General features: G+C 29.9%; 15 protein-coding genes. 12 read left to right on the top strand and 3 right to left on the bottom strand.

The window, feature by feature from the left end:
• Positions 1-162 precede the first annotated feature (162 nt).
• Positions 163-1,110 (top strand): tetratricopeptide repeat protein, encoded by a 948-nt coding sequence (locus tag OW730_RS01090; protein ID WP_271227335.1) that lies wholly within the window; start codon positions 163-165, stop codon positions 1,108-1,110.
• Between the two features lie 301 nt (positions 1,111-1,411).
• Here OW730_RS01090 and OW730_RS01085 read toward each other — a convergent pair whose 3' ends face one another.
• Positions 1,412-3,295, bottom strand: coding sequence for a glutamine synthetase (locus OW730_RS01085; RefSeq protein WP_271227334.1), 1,884 nt, complete (start codon positions 3,293-3,295; stop codon positions 1,412-1,414).
• 234 nt (positions 3,296-3,529) lie between these two features.
• Between OW730_RS01085 and OW730_RS01080 the strand changes: the two genes are divergently transcribed.
• From OW730_RS01080 to rsmI, 3 genes are all read left to right on the top strand, one after another.
• A complete protein-coding gene (locus OW730_RS01080; RefSeq protein ID WP_271227333.1) occupies positions 3,530-4,990 on the top strand; it encodes a UDP-N-acetylmuramoyl-L-alanyl-D-glutamate--2,6-diaminopimelate ligase in 1,461 nt (486 codons plus the stop codon).
• A 104-nt stretch (positions 4,991-5,094) separates the two neighbouring features.
• Positions 5,095-5,226 (top strand): hypothetical protein, encoded by a 132-nt coding sequence (locus OW730_RS01075; protein WP_271227332.1) that lies wholly within the window; start codon positions 5,095-5,097, stop codon positions 5,224-5,226.
• A gap of 213 nt (positions 5,227-5,439) precedes the next feature.
• Positions 5,440-6,300: a 16S rRNA (cytidine(1402)-2'-O)-methyltransferase gene (rsmI, locus tag OW730_RS01070; protein ID WP_271227331.1), complete on the top strand. Its 861-nt coding sequence runs from the start codon at positions 5,440-5,442 to the stop codon at positions 6,298-6,300.
• Positions 6,301-6,349: 49 nt separating this feature from the next.
• On the opposite strand, the gene OW730_RS01065 is transcribed toward rsmI, so the two are convergent.
• Positions 6,350-6,595, bottom strand: a complete 246-nt coding sequence (locus tag OW730_RS01065) for an AbrB/MazE/SpoVT family DNA-binding domain-containing protein (RefSeq protein WP_271227330.1) — start codon at positions 6,593-6,595, stop codon at positions 6,350-6,352.
• A 490-nt stretch (positions 6,596-7,085) separates the two neighbouring features.
• Here OW730_RS01065 and fsa point away from each other — a divergent pair, with 490 nt between their 5' ends.
• Together fsa and OW730_RS01055 are read left to right on the top strand one after the other, a co-directional pair.
• On the top strand, positions 7,086-7,721 hold the full coding sequence (gene fsa / locus OW730_RS01060; RefSeq protein WP_271227329.1) for a fructose-6-phosphate aldolase: 636 nt from the start codon (positions 7,086-7,088) through the stop codon (positions 7,719-7,721).
• Between the two features lie 452 nt (positions 7,722-8,173).
• Positions 8,174-8,767 (top strand): DUF1836 domain-containing protein, encoded by a 594-nt coding sequence (locus tag OW730_RS01055; RefSeq protein WP_271227328.1) that lies wholly within the window; start codon positions 8,174-8,176, stop codon positions 8,765-8,767.
• A 139-nt stretch (positions 8,768-8,906) separates the two neighbouring features.
• Here the strand turns inward: OW730_RS01055 and OW730_RS01050 are convergent, their stop codons facing one another.
• Positions 8,907-9,077, bottom strand: a complete 171-nt coding sequence (locus OW730_RS01050) for a hypothetical protein (RefSeq protein WP_271227327.1) — start codon at positions 9,075-9,077, stop codon at positions 8,907-8,909.
• Between the two features lie 404 nt (positions 9,078-9,481).
• Here OW730_RS01050 and arcC point away from each other — a divergent pair, with 404 nt between their 5' ends.
• The 6 genes from arcC (at position 9,482) to OW730_RS01020 (ending at position 16,833) form a co-directional block, all read left to right on the top strand.
• Positions 9,482-10,426, top strand: coding sequence for a carbamate kinase (gene arcC / locus OW730_RS01045; RefSeq protein ID WP_271227326.1), 945 nt, complete (start codon positions 9,482-9,484; stop codon positions 10,424-10,426).
• A gap of 25 nt (positions 10,427-10,451) precedes the next feature.
• Complete coding sequence (gene arcA, locus OW730_RS01040; protein WP_271227325.1) at positions 10,452-11,660, top strand: arginine deiminase; 1,209 nt, start codon at positions 10,452-10,454, stop codon at positions 11,658-11,660.
• Positions 11,661-11,717: 57 nt separating this feature from the next.
• The gene (gene argF, locus OW730_RS01035; RefSeq protein WP_271227324.1) at positions 11,718-12,716 is read left to right on the top strand and encodes an ornithine carbamoyltransferase; all 999 of its coding nucleotides are present in this window, start codon (positions 11,718-11,720) and stop codon (positions 12,714-12,716) included.
• A gap of 268 nt (positions 12,717-12,984) precedes the next feature.
• Positions 12,985-14,184 (top strand): cation:proton antiporter, encoded by a 1,200-nt coding sequence (locus tag OW730_RS01030; RefSeq protein WP_271227323.1) that lies wholly within the window; start codon positions 12,985-12,987, stop codon positions 14,182-14,184.
• Between the two features lie 453 nt (positions 14,185-14,637).
• Positions 14,638-15,633, top strand: coding sequence for a phosphate acetyltransferase (gene pta / locus OW730_RS01025; protein ID WP_271227322.1), 996 nt, complete (start codon positions 14,638-14,640; stop codon positions 15,631-15,633).
• A 12-nt stretch (positions 15,634-15,645) separates the two neighbouring features.
• Entirely contained in the window at positions 15,646-16,833 is a 1,188-nt protein-coding gene (locus OW730_RS01020; RefSeq protein ID WP_271227321.1) for an acetate/propionate family kinase, read from the top strand.
• The last annotated feature ends 17 nt before the right edge of the window (positions 16,834-16,850 follow it).

Below are 16,850 nucleotides of genomic sequence, written 5' to 3'. Positions count from 1 at the left end.
CTGTCAACTGTCCGTTTGTTTTTTGCACGCATTGCGTGCTTTTTTTATTCCTATCTGTTGGATAGGAGCATGGATTTATGCATAGAATATAGCATATAAGAGAGAAGCTATATTATTAAACTATGGTTTTAAGGCATAGACTAAGTAATAGGGGTGAATATAATGGTAATAGGAAGTGTTTTGATATTATTAGCAATAATAATCTTTACTATATATATGATAAAACTTAGAAGAAAAAATGATAATAAGATATCTGTTATTATATTAATCATATTGATTATATTATCAGGTTCTGCCATATACAGTATTTTCACTTCTTATCAACTCTATGATATAAAGGGACATAAACTAGAAAGTCAGAGCAAGAGTGAAGAGGCTATGGAGAGTTATAAGAAAGCAATTGAAAAAAATGAGAATGATACATTTGCATATAATCATATAATATCCATACTTATGCAACAAAGAAGATTTGAAGAAGCGCTAGATTATAGTAGTAAGCTTATTAACATTGAACAGAAGGCTGATAATTACATTAATAAAGGAAATATTGAATGGGAATTAAGTGAATATGAGAACGCGCTTATAAGTTATGAAGAGGCAATAAAGATTGATGAAAAATCTGCATTAGCATACTATGGAATAGGGATGGTATATTTTGCACAAGAAGAATATGATAAATCATTTGATAACTTTAAGAGATATATTGAGATAGTAGGAGATGACACTGATGCGTATTATTATATGGGTACTATCAAATTTATAGCCAGTGATTATGAGAATGCACTAACTTATTTAGATAAAGTAACATTACAAGGTGATTATCCTAATATATATATAGCTTATTTTTTAAAAGGTGAAATATATTATGGTAAAGAAGAGTATGAATCTGCTATTGAAAATTACTCTAAATCAGTAGAGTTAAATGTGAATTTTGGAGATGGATACTATAACTTAGCAAGATCATATGGAAAAATAAATGATCAAGATAATGCAATTAAAAACTTAAGAAAAGCCGTTGAAATATCTGATAAATTCAAAGAACTTGCAGCAACAGATGGAGCTTTTAATACTTTACTTGAAAATAATGATTTTATAGATATTATTAAATAAGTGAAGAAGAAATACTTAAAAGACAATGGATAATGGATAATGTAGAATGAATGATATTTCTCTCCGAGAAATTTTAATAATATTATTATTCCGAAAACAATAAGAGGTTTACTCGTTTCACTTTGATGAAATATTGTATATTAAATACAATATGTTATCAAAGATAAAATGAGTAAACCTTTCTTTATCTAAAGAACAATAAAATGCAGCTTCTCACGTAAGTGAGAAGCATCCATCATTATACATTATCCATTATCAATTATACATTTGCTTTAATCGCACGCATCGCGTGCCTTTGTTTTTATATTATATTAGAAGTGTATGCATAATATAATTCTTTAATTTCGTTCATTTTAGCATCCATTTCCATTTCCAGTTCAGAAATAGCGGCATAGTTACAAACTTCAATTTCTTCCTTCAATCTATTGAATAATGATTTGGTATTTAAGGTGTTTTGTACAAGTTCTTTTTTTATAGTAACGATTTTATCCCACATATCTTCATCGTAATCAGTAGAGTATTCATAGTCATGAACTTTTACCATAGCTTTTAATGAATTTATATGAGTAGGTATAACTCTACCTTTAATATCTTCTAACCATTTTGAAAGTCTTGCAGAAGTATAACTTTCAATTAGCAAGTTATCATAAACATTTTTATCAAGTAGAATAGAATACTTATTATCTTTATTTACTAGAGAAGAAAAACACTCATAAACCGTTCTTGGAGTTTTTCCAAAAAGAACCTTTCTATCTTCCTCAGAATAATCTTCAAATATATCTTCTTCACTAATATATACTCTGTCATCTTCCAGATAATCTGCTGACTCATTAAATGATTTCTTAAGTTCTTTCAATAAAGAATCTTCAGATTTATTAGCTTGAAGAGCATATTTTATCCCATCGAGCATTCCCATATTCATAGAAGCTAATGATAAATAAGTATTAGAATGAGGATTAGGAGATCTTAATTCAAATCTAGTAGAAGCAGGGTTTGTTACATCACGTACAAGTCCTAGTAATACAGTTCTATTTCTAGAAGGTGTATCAATTGTATGGCCTAATGAAGCAACTATAGATACTGGAGCTTCATATCCAGGCTTTAATCTCTTAAGTGCATTATAAGATGATGTTACAAATGGATTTATTACTTCGTAGTTTTTCAAAATACCCATTATTGAACCATATCCTATACTACTCATGTAATGATGCTTAGTTGGAGCAAAAAGATTTATTTTTTGACCATCTTTTAATTTAGCGTTGATACTTATGTGAATATGTTTACCATTTCCAGCAACCCCATCTAGTGGTTTAGCTAAGAAAGTAACATCAAGACCATTTCTTCTGAAAGTTTCTTTAACTAGGCTTTTAATGAATAATTCATTATCAGCGGCTTGAAGAGCTGAACTGTATTTCCAATCAATTTCAAGTTGCTCCATAATATGAGTGTGCCTACCTTGAATATCTATAGAAGCTTTTACACCTCCTACTTCTTTGTGACCCATTTCAGGTTCAAATCCGTATTTATCCATTTCTAATAAAGTTTCTTCAAGAGAAGTTCTAATTATACCAACTGTCTTTTTCCAATATTGTTCCTTTAATACCTGAGATGTGGAGAGCTGATCTAACTGAGCTTTTTCATTTGGAGTTTTAACCCAAAATTCTAATTCAGTTGCAGATGATATAAAAATTGAGGATAAATCTTCGTAGCGGAATCCATAATCTCTGCAAATTTCAGGAGAGTCCTTAAGCATATCCATTATTGAAGTTTCTAGTGCTTTGATGGAATTATTAAGAATAGATCTTGAATCCACTGCCTTACCGTCATGAAATAAGAAACATGGGATTTTTAGAGTTCCTACTGGGAAGCCATCTTTAACAAGTTCATAATTATAATCTACAAACCAATCAACACTTAAATCTGGTACCAAGTCGATTTTAGCATTATTAAGAGTAGCAATTATTGGAAGTACAACTGAAGAACCATCAGTTTGAACAGAACCATTTAAAAAATCTTGTAAATCATCTAAAAATAGTTTTACTGGAATTTTTGTGTCTGTATCATGGCCTGATAAATCAATACCAACCAATGAGATGAATTTTATTTCAGAGTGTTCGTATAACAATTTTTTGATAGTACCTACATCGTGAATAGATGCTGGAATTTTATATAACAAATCCTTCATATCATTCCTCCTAGTGCGAATATTATTAATGTTTTGTTGGGAAATGTTCGTAAGTTTTTCTTTATTATCAAATATAATAACATTCATAAAATAAGATGTCAATAAAAATTTAGCACTATAGAGTGATAAATTCAATAAAATTTTAAAACATTAGTGGTTTATCATTATTTAATTCTCTACTATAATATATAGAGAGACTATTCTTGAGTTTTAAATTGGTTAAGGAGGTATTCAATGAACCTATTAGAATTGCTTAAAAGAACTAAATATGAACTGATTCAAGGAAATTTAGACATAGATATAAATCAAATTAAGTATGATACTAGACGTATTGAAGAGGGAGATATTTTTATATGCTTAAAAGGAACAAATATTGATAGTCATAATTTTGCAAAAGATGCAGTAGAAAAGGGAGCTAAAGCCCTTTTAGTAGAGAAAAGCGTGAAAGGTATTCCAAAAGATATTCCAGTAATTAAAGTTGAGAATTCTAGAAAAGAAATGGCTAGACTGGCTACTGTGTTATATAAAGATCCTTCGAAAGATTTTAATTTAGTAGGACTTACAGGTACTAATGGAAAAACATCAGTATCAATTTTTATAAGAGATATATTAATGAATCTAAATAAAAATGTTGGTGTTGTTGGAACTATTGGTTGTAAGATAAATGATAAAGATATAAAGGCTAATACCACAACACCTACTACTCCTGAATCGCCAGATTTACAGAATATATTTTCAAAAATGAGAGAAGAAAAGGTCTTTGCATCAATAATTGAGGCTACTTCTGTTGCTTTAGAAATGAGAAGAGTGGATTTTTGTGATTTTGATATAGGTGTATTTTTAAATCTAACCCAGGACCATCTTGATTACCATGGAACTATGGAAAATTATAAAAATGCAAAATTAAAATTATTTAAGAAGTGTAAAAATGCATTAGTTAATATAGAGGATCCAGTATCAAAAGAAATTATAGATACTTTTGATGGGGAAGTAGTTACTTTTGGAGTTAATGATGAGGCTGATTTAAGAGCTACCAATATAAAATTAGCCATAGATTCAGTAGAGTTCGATATTCATTATAAAAATAAAAGTCAAACTGTTAAAGTTAATGTTCCTGGCAAGTTTACTGTTAGTAATTTACTGGCTGCTTTTGGAGTATGTATGCTGCTAGGAGTGGATTTTGATGATGTATTAAGTGTGTTTCCTAAAATAAGAGGTGTTAGAGGGCGCTTAGAAGCCCAAAGAATGAATAATGGAGCTGTAGCTATAGTAGACTATGCACATTCACCAGATGCCTTAGAGAGTTTATTAGAGTCCATAAAAGAATATGCAGAAGGAAGCATTATAACTGTTTTTGGATGTGGAGGAGACAGAGATAATACCAAAAGACCTATAATGGGCCGTATAGCAGGGGAATTGTCAGATTATGTGATTATTACATCCGATAATCCAAGAAGTGAGGAGCCTGAGAGTATTATTGATGATATTGAAAAAGGGATCAAAGGATTAAATTGCAATTATGAGAGAATAAGTAATAGAGAAGAGGCAATAAATAAAGGGTTGAAGATCGCTCATGATAAGGATGTAGTTGTGATAGCAGGTAAAGGCCATGAAACATATCAAATATTAAAAAATGAAACTATTCACTTTGATGATATGGAAATAGTTAGAGAATTTAACAATCATAATAATTAAAACATTAAATTACCGTTAAAATATATGAATTTAAAACTGTATTCCGGTTATACTATTATTGTAGCAAGTTAGTAACATCATTAACAGTAATGGAGATGATAGTTATGATCAAAAAAGCTACACTCCGTGGTAGCCAAGAGGAAAATATTCCAATTAGCAAACATCACTTTTTAGCACTGCGTAAAAGCAAAGAAGCATCTGCTAGGAAAAAAAACGGAGACAGAGTAAGGTTCTAATTACTTAAGACAAATGAATATTTTATGCCACATATAACGAGTAGTTATAAAAATAAGTGCATAAATAAAAAGTAATTAGAGGAGAAGGACTGTTAAAAGAACAGTCCTTTTTCCTATACATTTTATATGAAGTTAGACTAATATACTTTTTATGGTTGAATCATAATATTGACTTCTAATAATAACTTAATGTATAATCAGTGGTTAGAAAGTATGAATGGAGATGATGTTTTGTCAAAACTATATATTGTACCAACTCCGATAGGTAACTTGAAGGATATAACTTTAAGATCAATAGAAGCATTAAAACAAGCTGATTTAGTAGCGGCTGAAGATACAAGAGTAACATTAAAACTTCTTAATCATTTAAATATTAAAAAATCACTTACAAGCTATCATCAGCATAACGAAAAAGAAAAGGTTAATTTTATTATTGACAAATTAAATGAAGGGCAAACTGTAGCTGTAGTATCAGATGCTGGTACACCAGGAATTTCAGATCCAGGAAGTGTAATTATTAAAAAATGTATTGAAGAGGGAATTGAATTTGAGGTACTCCCAGGAGCTACAGCTTTTACAACTGCATTAGTATATTCTGGATTACCTACAGAGTCATTTTCTTTTAGAGGATTTATACCTAGAGATAATAGGGGAAAAAAAGCACTAGTTCAAGAAGTAAAAGAAAATAGAGAAACATTAATATTTTATGAATCACCTCATAGATTAATAGGGGGTTTAGAATTTTTAAAGGAAAATCTAGGTAATAGAAGAATTGCAATTTGTAGAGAACTAACAAAATTACATGAACAAATTTTAAGAATGAGAATTGATGAGGCTATAGAATATTATTCTAGTGAGCGTAAACCAAAAGGTGAATATGTTCTTGTTGTAGAAGGTAAAACTCAAGAAGAAATAGAAGAAGAGAAGAAACAAGAATGGGAAGAGCTTAGTATTGAAGAACATATCAAAGTTCATATGGAAAATGGTATGAGAAAAAAGGATGCAATAAAGCAAGTGGCAAAGGAAAGAAATCTTCCTAAAAGTGAAGTTTACAAATATTCTTTAGAAATATAAATAAAAGCCTGTGCATAGCACAGGCTTTTATATTAGCAATATGTAATACTTAGTTATTGTTTTTCATTTCTTCCATGCAGTGTTTACAAATGTTCTTACCTCTGTAGTTGATAACGTCTCTAGCATCACCACAGAAAATACAAGCTGGCTCATATTTCTTTAAGATTATTTGCTCACCATCTACATAAATTTCTAAAGCATCTTTTTCAGCAATATCTAAAGTTCTTCTTAATTCTATTGGAATAACAATTCTTCCTAATTCGTCTACTCTTCTTACTACACCTGTTGATTTCATATTCAACATCCTCCTTTTTACAATGTTCGACAATTTTCACTTAAAATCATAACAAATATGACATAAAAAGTCAATATATTCTTTAAATAAAATCCTTTAAGTTACAAAATGATTTTTTTATTCCATCTATAGATAATATACTACCAAATTATTCAAATGTCAATATGTATTTTAAAATATATACAAATTTTTACTATAAGGCTCGAAACATTGATGCTCTAAGGGGGAAGGGTGTTTTGCAAGGAAAATACCCAAAAAATGCATAAAAAAAAAACGCAAATTAAGTAAAAAATATCGATGTAAAATAGTAATTTACTGGGTAAATGTAGACAAACTGTCGAAGCTTGTACATTCAAATGTCAAAAAATAGATTGTAAATAATTTGGAAACAATATTCTGAAAAATATTTATTGTATATTAATTGACAATTTTAAGTTATAATAAAATGTAGTTTAGTTTAAATTTAATTGGGAGATTAGGAGGTATTGAAATGAAAATATTTGTTGATACTGCAAATGTTAACGATATCAGAAGGATGGCAGAGTTCGGCATTTTAGATGGAGCGACAACTAATCCTTCACTTATTGCTAAAGAGGGAAGAAACTTAGCAGATGTTATTGAAGAAATTTGTGGCATAGTAGATGGTCCAATTAGTGCTGAAGTAATAAGTGAAGATCATGAAGGTATGATTGAGGAAGGAAAAGAATTAGCTAAAATTCATAAAAATGTTGTAATTAAGATACCAATGTGTGAAGAAGGAATTAAAGCTGTATATAACTTAAATAAAGAAGGTATAAAAACAAATGTTACACTTATTTTTTCAGTAAATCAGGCATTAATAGCAGCTAAGGCTGGGGCAACTTATGTTAGTCCATTTTTAGGGAGAGTAGATGATATAGGATATGATGGTATTAATTTAATATATGATATTAGAGAGGTCTATGATAACTTCAATATTAATACTGAAATAATATCAGCAAGCATTAGGCATCCAATGCATGTTCAGCAAGTGGCTAAAGCTGGATCAGATATTGCAACGATTCCACCATCAGTTATTGAAAAAATGTTTAAACATCCATTAACGGATATAGGAATAGAGAAATTTTTAGAAGATGCAAAAAAATAACATTTAAAAAAGCATCAATATATTGTGGTATGTAGTTATCCACAGTACAATATATTGATGCTATAATTTTGAGTAAATTTTCTATAATGTTAACAAAATTATCAACAGGGCTGTGGATAATGTGGAAAAAACAATTTATTATCTCTCACACATACATATATAAGCATTTATAGGGTTTAAATACTCACAGATATTTATAAGTTATCCACAAGGGTGTTTAAAAATTTATTTTATACATAATAAGAAAAAATGGAAATTTATTTTTGATATTTTAATGAAAATATTTATGAAAATGATAAAAAATTGTTAAATAATTAAATATTTATATATAATAACTTGTAATAAGGTTATAGGTATCATATAATATAGATGGATAAAGATTAATTTTTAAGGATTAATATATATAAGGAAGAATTAATATAAATGAAATAATATATTTGGAAGGTGAGATTATGAATAAGGAAAACTTCTCCATAGGAGCAGTAAACGAAATGGTAGAGGAAATGTCCAAAAACAGCGTTATTCCATATAAGGATTTACCACAATATGATTTCTTTTTATCACAAGTAATTGATTATTTAAATGATAGATTTGAAAATGAAAAATATACTAATAATATTGTTCAGAACTATATTAAAAGTGAAGTTATCTCTAAGCCAGAAGACGGAAAAAAACGTGGTTATACAAAACTTCATTTGGCACAACTTGCTCTGTTAAGTTATATGAGACCAATATTAACTACTGAAGAAATTAAAAAAGTTTTTAGATTAGCATTTAATGAAATTAATGATAGAAGTGACGATATTATATCATGGGAGAAAGCTTATAAAGTTTTCTGTGAAATTCAAAGAAATAGTTTTGATGACTTTTTCGCTAAAGAATACTTTAAGGAAGATAAATTAAAAGACCTGATGAAGGATATGAATCTTCAAAATAAAGATGAGGAAAGAATATTAGTATTCTTAATGGTAATGACATTGATTGCTCAGGCAAGTGTTATTAAAAAAGTAGCTCAAAAAATTGTTGATGAATATAACGAACTATAAAGTTAATTAAGTATTTAATTAACAGGAATATAAAAAATCATACTATTTTTAGTATGATTTTTTTACTTGCAAACAACTAATTAGTTAAAAAACACAAATCAGCCATTGAGTTAATCATTTAGGGCACGGTCCAATATGCTTAACATCTACCTTTATAATCTGTAGTAATTTTAAATCCAGATCCAAACATACTCTTCACATATTTTATTGACGCATTGGCAAAGATATATTCTTCATCTTTATCTACTATAAAATTGAAGCTATCAATATTCTCTATAATATCATTTTTAGTAGGTTCATCCTGAACCATATCAAATTTTGGTCCTGCTCAACCAAAACCTATAACTTTCAAACGAATATTAGTATTATTTGGGAAATATTTTTTTAATATTTCTAAGGTTTGTTTATCAATGTTTAATTTCATTTTATATACCTCCTTATACCCCTAGGGGGTATATTGTTATATATATATAGTATATGCATAAAAGTCAAAAAAGTATATAGAAAATAAAAAAAAATTTTATCCAATAAAAACTAATAAATATTCACATTAGAATTCAATTTCATTAAAATTTTTAGGGTGGTTTTAAAAATATAGAAAATTTAACATGAAAAGGATAGAATATATATTCATAAAACTGAAGATTTGATAATTTGACAATATTCTGAAAATTACTTAATATGAAATTAAGGAACATATTAGGAGGGGAATTCATGAAAATTGTATTAGCATTAGGGGGAAATGCACTTCAAAGTAATCCGAAAGATAAGAGTGCACAAGCGCAATTAAATACATGTAAAGATACAGCAGTATCTATTGTTGACCTAATTGAAGAAGGGCATAGAGTATCTATTGTACATGGAAACGGTCCGCAAGTAGGACAAATAGTAGCTTCAATAGAAGCGGCACATAAATCTAGTGAAGCAAACTTATTAATGCCATTTGATGTTTGTGGTTCATTTTCACAAGGATACATAGGATATCATCTTCAGAATGCAATTTCTGAGGAACTTGCAAAAAGAAATATTAAGAAAAATGTAGGAACAGTTGTAACACAGGTTGTTGTTGATAAGAATGATGCTGGATTCCAAAACCCTACTAAACCAATAGGATCATTTTATAATGAAGAAGAAGCAAAGAAGCTTGAAGAAGAAAATGGTTATGTAATGAAAGAAGATGCTGGAAGAGGATATAGAAGAGTTGTAGCTTCTCCAAAACCGGTAGATGTAATTGAAAAAGATATAATTAAAAGCTTAGTTGAGAATGAAAACATTATAATCGCTTGTGGTGGTGGGGGAATACCAGTTATAAGAGAAGATGGAATGGTTAAAGGTGTACCTGCTGTTATTGATAAGGATTTTGCTGCTGAAAAGTTGGCAGAAATATTAGATGCAGATGCATTAGTAATTCTTACAGCTGTTGATAGAGTTTGTGTTAATTTTAATAAACCAGATCAGAAAGAATTAGCAGAAATAAATATTGAAGAAGTAGATAAATATATAGAAGAAGGTCAATTTGCACCTGGAAGCATGCTTCCAAAAGTTGAAGCATGTAAGAAATTTGTTCTTAATGATGCATCAAAGATTGCAATAATAGCTTCATTAGCAAAAGCTAAAGAGGCTTTAAGAGGTGAATCAGGAACTAGAATAGTAAGATAGGCTTATATTTAAGAGGAGTGATTTTGTGAATGATAGAAGGAAAATCAGCGTTTATTCTGAGATAGGTAAGTTAAAAACTGTAATGCTTCATAGACCAGGAGCAGAGATAGAAAACCTTATTCCAGAATATTTAGAGAGACTCTTGTTTGATGATATTCCTTATTTAAAGGTTGCTAGAGATGAACATGATAAATTTGCAGATGTATTAAGAAATGACGGAGTTGAGGTTCTTTATCTAGAGAAACTTGTTGCGGATTCCTTAAAAGATAACATGATAAAAGAAAAATTCTTAGATGAGGTTCTTGCAGAGTGTAATGTTAAAGATATTAAAAACATTGAATATCTAAAGGATTTTCTAAAGAGTATGCCAACTAAAGCAATGGTAGATAAAGTTATGGCAGGAGTAAGGAGAAAAGAGGTTAATCTTAAAGAAGATGTTGATCAATATCCATTTATTATGGATCCTATGCCTAATCTATACTTTACAAGAGATCCGTTTGCTTGTATTGGAAAAGGTATATCTTTAAATCATATGAGAACTGTTACAAGAAGAAGAGAGACTATATTTGGTAAATATATATTTAATCATCATCCTGAATATAAAGATGCTGGAATACCTCATTGGTACAGCAGAGATAATGAATTTGCTATTGAAGGTGGAGATCAGTTAATTCTATCTGAAGAGGTATTAGCTGTAGGTTATAGTGAAAGAACTGATAAAGAAGCTGTATTTAAACTTGCAGAGAATATATTCAAGAGTGGAGAAAGTTTCAATACAATATTGATATTTGATATTCCAAAAATTAGAGCTTTTATGCATCTTGACACTGTGTTTACAATGATTGATCATGACATGTTTACTGTTCATCCAGGAATAGAAGGTGACTTGAAAGTAATAGCTTTAACTTATGATCAAAAGACAGGGGAAGTTATTGCTGAGGAAGAACAGGGAACTCTTGAAAAGATATTATCAAAACACCTAAATATTGATGCAAAATTAATTAGATGTGGTAATGGAGATAGGATAATAGCTGGAAGAGAACAATGGAATGATGGTTCAAATACACTAGCAATTTCTCCAGGAAAAGTAATCACATATGAAAGAAACTATATTACAAACGAAATTTTAGATAAAAATAATATTACGGTATTAGCAATACCATCAAGTGAATTATCAAGAGGTAGAGGTGGCCCAAGATGTATGTCTATGCCATTCTACAGAGAAAAACTATAATTAAGGATTTAAAGGGAATTAAAATTAAATAAATAACAATTTAATGGGGGTAACAATATGTATAACTTAAGAAACAGACACTTTTTAACTCTTTTAGATTTTTCACAAAAGGAAATAAACTACTTACTAGATTTATCTAGAGATTTAAAGAGAGCAAAATATACTGGAACAGAGCAACCAAGACTTAAAGGAAAGAATATTGCATTGATTTTTGAAAAAGCTTCAACTAGAACAAGATGTGCATTTGAAGTAGCTGCGTTAGACCAAGGAGCACACGTTACTTATTTAGGACCAACAGGAAGCCAAATGGGTAAAAAGGAATCTATCGCTGATACAGCAAGAGTTCTTGGAAGAATGTATGATGGAATTGAGTATAGAGGATTTGGTCAAGAAGTTGTTGAGACATTAGCTGAATATGCAGGAGTACCTGTATGGAATGGATTAACTAATGAGGCTCATCCAACTCAAATATTAGCTGACTTCTTAACTATGCAAGAGCATACTGATAAGCCGCTTAATAAAGTTACATTTGCTTATGCAGGAGACGGTAGAAATAATATGGCTAACTCATTAATGATTGGTGCTGCAAAGATGGGAATGGATTTCAGAATCGTTGCTCCAAAAGAGTTATTCCCAGAAGAAGAGTTAGTAAGCAAGTGTATGGAAATAGCTGAAAAATCAGGAGCTAAAATAATGCTTACTGAAGATGTTCAAGAGGGTGTTAAAGGTGCTGACTTCATTTATACAGATGTATGGGTATCAATGGGAGAAGCAGAAGAAGTTTGGGCTAAGAGAATTGAAACATTAAAGCCATATCAAGTAAATAAAGAAATGATGGATATGACAGGAAATCCAAATGTTAAGTTTATGCACTGTCTTCCTGCATTCCACGATTTAAATACAGTAATAGGTAGAGAAATCCATGAGAAATTTGGATTAGAATCAATGGAAGTAAGCAATGATGTGTTTGAAAGTGAAGCATCAATTGTATTTGATGAAGCTGAAAATAGAATGCATACAATTAAAGCAGTAATGGTTGCAACTTTAGGAGCATAATAAATTAATAAATATATAAGCCTTGGGGTATCCCCAAGGCTTAGCTTTGGATTTTATCAAAAATGATTTTGGGGTATATGGGTGTAAATAGAATAAGATTTTAATAAGCTTAATATGGAATAATGTGGTGGAATATTAAGAGTTGGTTAAAATTCAAAAAAAGTTTAAAATAATTTTAAATTTGTGTTATTATAATATCTATGGGCCTAGAATAGTAATGAATTTTTATATTGTTTAAGACTAATTTAATGAAAGAAGGCGCGTAAAAATGCATATCTTGTTTTATGTTGGATTAATTTTACTTGTTGGACTTGTGTCAGGTAGAATTGTTTCAAAGTTTAAGTTACCAGAGGTAACAGGCTATCTTCTAGGTGGGGTAGTAATAGGAGGATCTTTTTTAAACGTAATTCCACATGATATTGTAGGGCAGTTATCTATAATATCAGAGGTTGCACTTGGTTTTATCGCTTTTAGTATAGGTAGTGAATTAAAGATATCCCATATTAAAAAAGTGGGAAAAGGAATCGTATTAATCACACTATGTGAAGCGTTAGGTGCAGTAATTCTTGTTACACTAGCTATGCTGACTATAGGGGGGAAAGATTTAAGTTTTAGTATAGTAATCGGAGCAATTGCAGCAGCTACAGCACCAGCAGCAACGCTTATGGTAATTAGGCAGTATAAAGCAAAAGGTCCAGTAGTAAACACTTTACTTCCAATTGTTGCTATGGATGATGCAGTAGGTATTATAGTTTTTGGTGTATCTATAACAGTGGCTAAAGGACTATCGTCTATTGGTGGAGAGATAACATTATATAATATGTTGTTTGAACCTATTATGGAAATAGTTTTAGCTGTTGTTATCGGTATAGGCATAGGTATAATATTGGCATTTATCTCTAAAAATGCAAAGGGTGGAGATAGACTTTTATCTCTAACAATTGGTGTAGTATTTATATCTGTAGGGATTTCTAACCATTTTAACGTTTCACCATTATTATTATGCATGGCTATTGGTACTACAGTATCTAATATAATGCCTAATAGTAAGAGAACATTAGAAGTGGTTGATAGATTTACACCTCCGATTTTTATAGCATTCTTTACTTTTGCAGGAGCTGAACTTGAGTTATCAATACTATTAAAGGTAGGAGTAGCTGGAGTTTTATATATCTTGGTAAGAGTTATTGGAAAAGTAGTAGGAGCTGGAATAGGAGCTAAAATGGCAAAAGCGCCTAAAAGTGTACAGCAATATTTAGGATTAACCTTAGTACCTCAAGCTGGTGTTGCAATAGGACTTGCAATGGCAGCACAAGAAGCGTTACCAACTCATGGAATGGAAATAAGAGCAATCATATTAGGCGCTACAGTAGTATATGAATTAGTAGGCCCACTACTAACTAAAATGGCGTTAATGAAGGCTGGAGAAGTTGATAAAAATATTGTGAAAAATACAGTAAGTGCTTAAAAGCACGGCAAGCCGTTTTAAAAGAAATGGATAATGGATAATGTACAATGTATAATGATTGACATTTCTCTCCGAGAAATTTTAATTTTATTGTACCTTGGACAAAAAAAGGGTTTACTCATTTTATCTAAAGATAAACTGAGTAAACCCTTTTTTGAATTAAATATATTAAGTGTATCATTCTACTCCATATTTTTCTATATATAGTGTTAAATTCAATAAGTATAAAGTTAATGATATATATTCAAAAAAGAACTATCAAATGGGCTAATTTTGTTCTTTTAAAGACAGTTGAGAAAAAATTAGCGAAAAAATGACATTTCCTTTACTAAAAAGAACCTTATTTAAAATTAGAAAGATGTTACCATGAATACTATAATACCTTCTTTAAAGAAAGTAATCGCTTGATATATCAAGAATGGTTTAAGAAAAAAATTTTAAGGGTGATATTTTATGAACATAATAAACGGTATTAAAGAAAAAGCAAAGGAAATTCAAAATACAATAGTTTTACCAGAGACTGAAGATGAAAGAGTATTAAGAGCGGCAGAAAAAATTATATCTGAAGATTTAGCAAAGTTAATTTTGATTGGTAATGAAACTGAGGTTACTGAAAATTCAAAAAAAATTAATGTGTGTATAGAAGATGCTCTAATTATTGATCCTAAAAACTTTAGTCAAATAGATGAATTTGCAGAAGAGTTATTTAGATTAAGAGAAAGAAAAGGGATGACTTTTCAAAAAGCAAAAGAAACATTAATGAATGATTATAGATATTTTGGGGCTATGCTTGTAAGACTAGGTATAGCAGATGGAATGGTAGCAGGGTCTGCATCACCTACAGCTGATGTTATAAGAGCATCATTGCATGTAATTGGAACAAAAGAAGGATTAAAGACTGTTTCTTCTTGTAATATTCTAACGTTACCTGAGAGCAAATCTGAATTTGGAAATGATGGTATTTTAGTTGTAGGTGATTGTGGGGTTATTCCTGATCCAACAGCAAGTCAATTAGCAGATATGGCTATGTGTTCTGCTGAAACAACTAAGGCATTATTAGATTTTGATCCAAAAGTTGCGTTACTTTCTTTTTCAACAAAGGGAAGTGCAAAGCATGAACATGTGGATAAAGTAATAGAAGCTGGAAAAATATTAAAGGAAAGAAAGGTTGACTTTGCTTTTGATGATGAATTACAAGCAGATGCTGCGTTGGTTCAAGCAGTAGCTAATAAAAAAGCACCTGATTCACAAGTAGCGGGAAATGCAAATGTGCTTATTTTTCCTAACTTATCTACAGGAAATGTAGGACTAAAATTAATAGAAAGATTAGCTGGAGCGGATTCTTATGGACCATTATTACAGGGGCTTGCAAAACCAGTAAATGACCTTTCAAGAGGTTGTAGCGTAGAAGACATAGTTAATGTTACTGCAATTACAGCAATACAATAGGAGGCTTAATTAATGAAAATTCTAGTTTTAAATAGTGGAAGTTCATCATTAAAATATAAAGTTATAGATATTATTTCAGAGTATGTTTTAGCTGAAGGTTTATGCGAAAGAATTGGACTAGATGGAAGAATCATTTATAAAGTTGAATCTAAAAATATTAAGGAAAACATAGAAGTAGAATTACCAACACATAAAGAAGCAATAGAGTTAGTTTTGGAAAAAATTCAGAATATAGATAATGGAGTAATAAAATCAATTGAAGAGATTAATGCTATAGGTCATAGGGTTGCTCATGGAGGAGAATATTTTGACGACTCAGTAGTTGTAAATGATGATGTATTACAAAAAATAAGGGAGTTAAGTGAGTTAGCACCATTACACAATCCAGCAAATGTACTAGGTATTGAAATATGTAAAGAATTAATGCCAGACAAAACAAATGTAGCTGTTTTTGATACGGCATTTCATCAAAGTATGCCTGATTATTCTTATATGTATGCACTGCCAATTGAAGATTATGAAGAATTAAAGGTTAGAAAATATGGGTTTCATGGAACATCGCATAAATATGTTTCTAATATAGCAAATGAATACTTAAACAAGGAAAATTCAAAAATTATAGTTTGTCATTTAGGGAATGGATCATCAATTACATCAGTAAAAAATGGACAAAGTATAGATACTTCAATGGGATTCACACCACTTCAAGGACTTATGATGGGAACTAGATGTGGTGATATAGATCCTGCAAGTGTACTTTATATAATGGATAAAAGAAATTTAACTAGTAATGAAATGAATACTAGAATGAACAAAGAATCTGGAATACTTGGAGTTTTTGGTGATTCATCAGATTGTAGAGATTTACAAGAAGAAATGAATAAGGGAAATAAAAGAGCTAGATTAGCATTTGATATGCTTATTTTTAAAATTAAAAAATATATTGGTGCATATGCTGCAAGTTTAGGCGGAGTAGATGCTATTTGCTTTACAGGAGGAATTGGAGAGAATTCTTCAGTAGTAAGAGAAAGAGTTTGTAAAGATTTAGAGTTTATGGGTGTTAAATTAAATATCCAAAAAAATTCAGAAAGACAGGATGGAATTGTAGAGTTATCATCTGAAGAATCAAAAGTAAAAGTATTTAAAATTCCTACAAATGAAGAATTAGTAATTGCTAGGGATACGTATCGATTGGTTTAAGTGTATTTATAGATTGT

This window comes from Oceanirhabdus sp. W0125-5 (assembly GCF_027938815.1).
Lineage (GTDB): Bacteria > Bacillota > Clostridia > Clostridiales > Clostridiaceae > Oceanirhabdus.
This window is presented reverse-complemented; position numbering and strand designations above follow the sequence as displayed.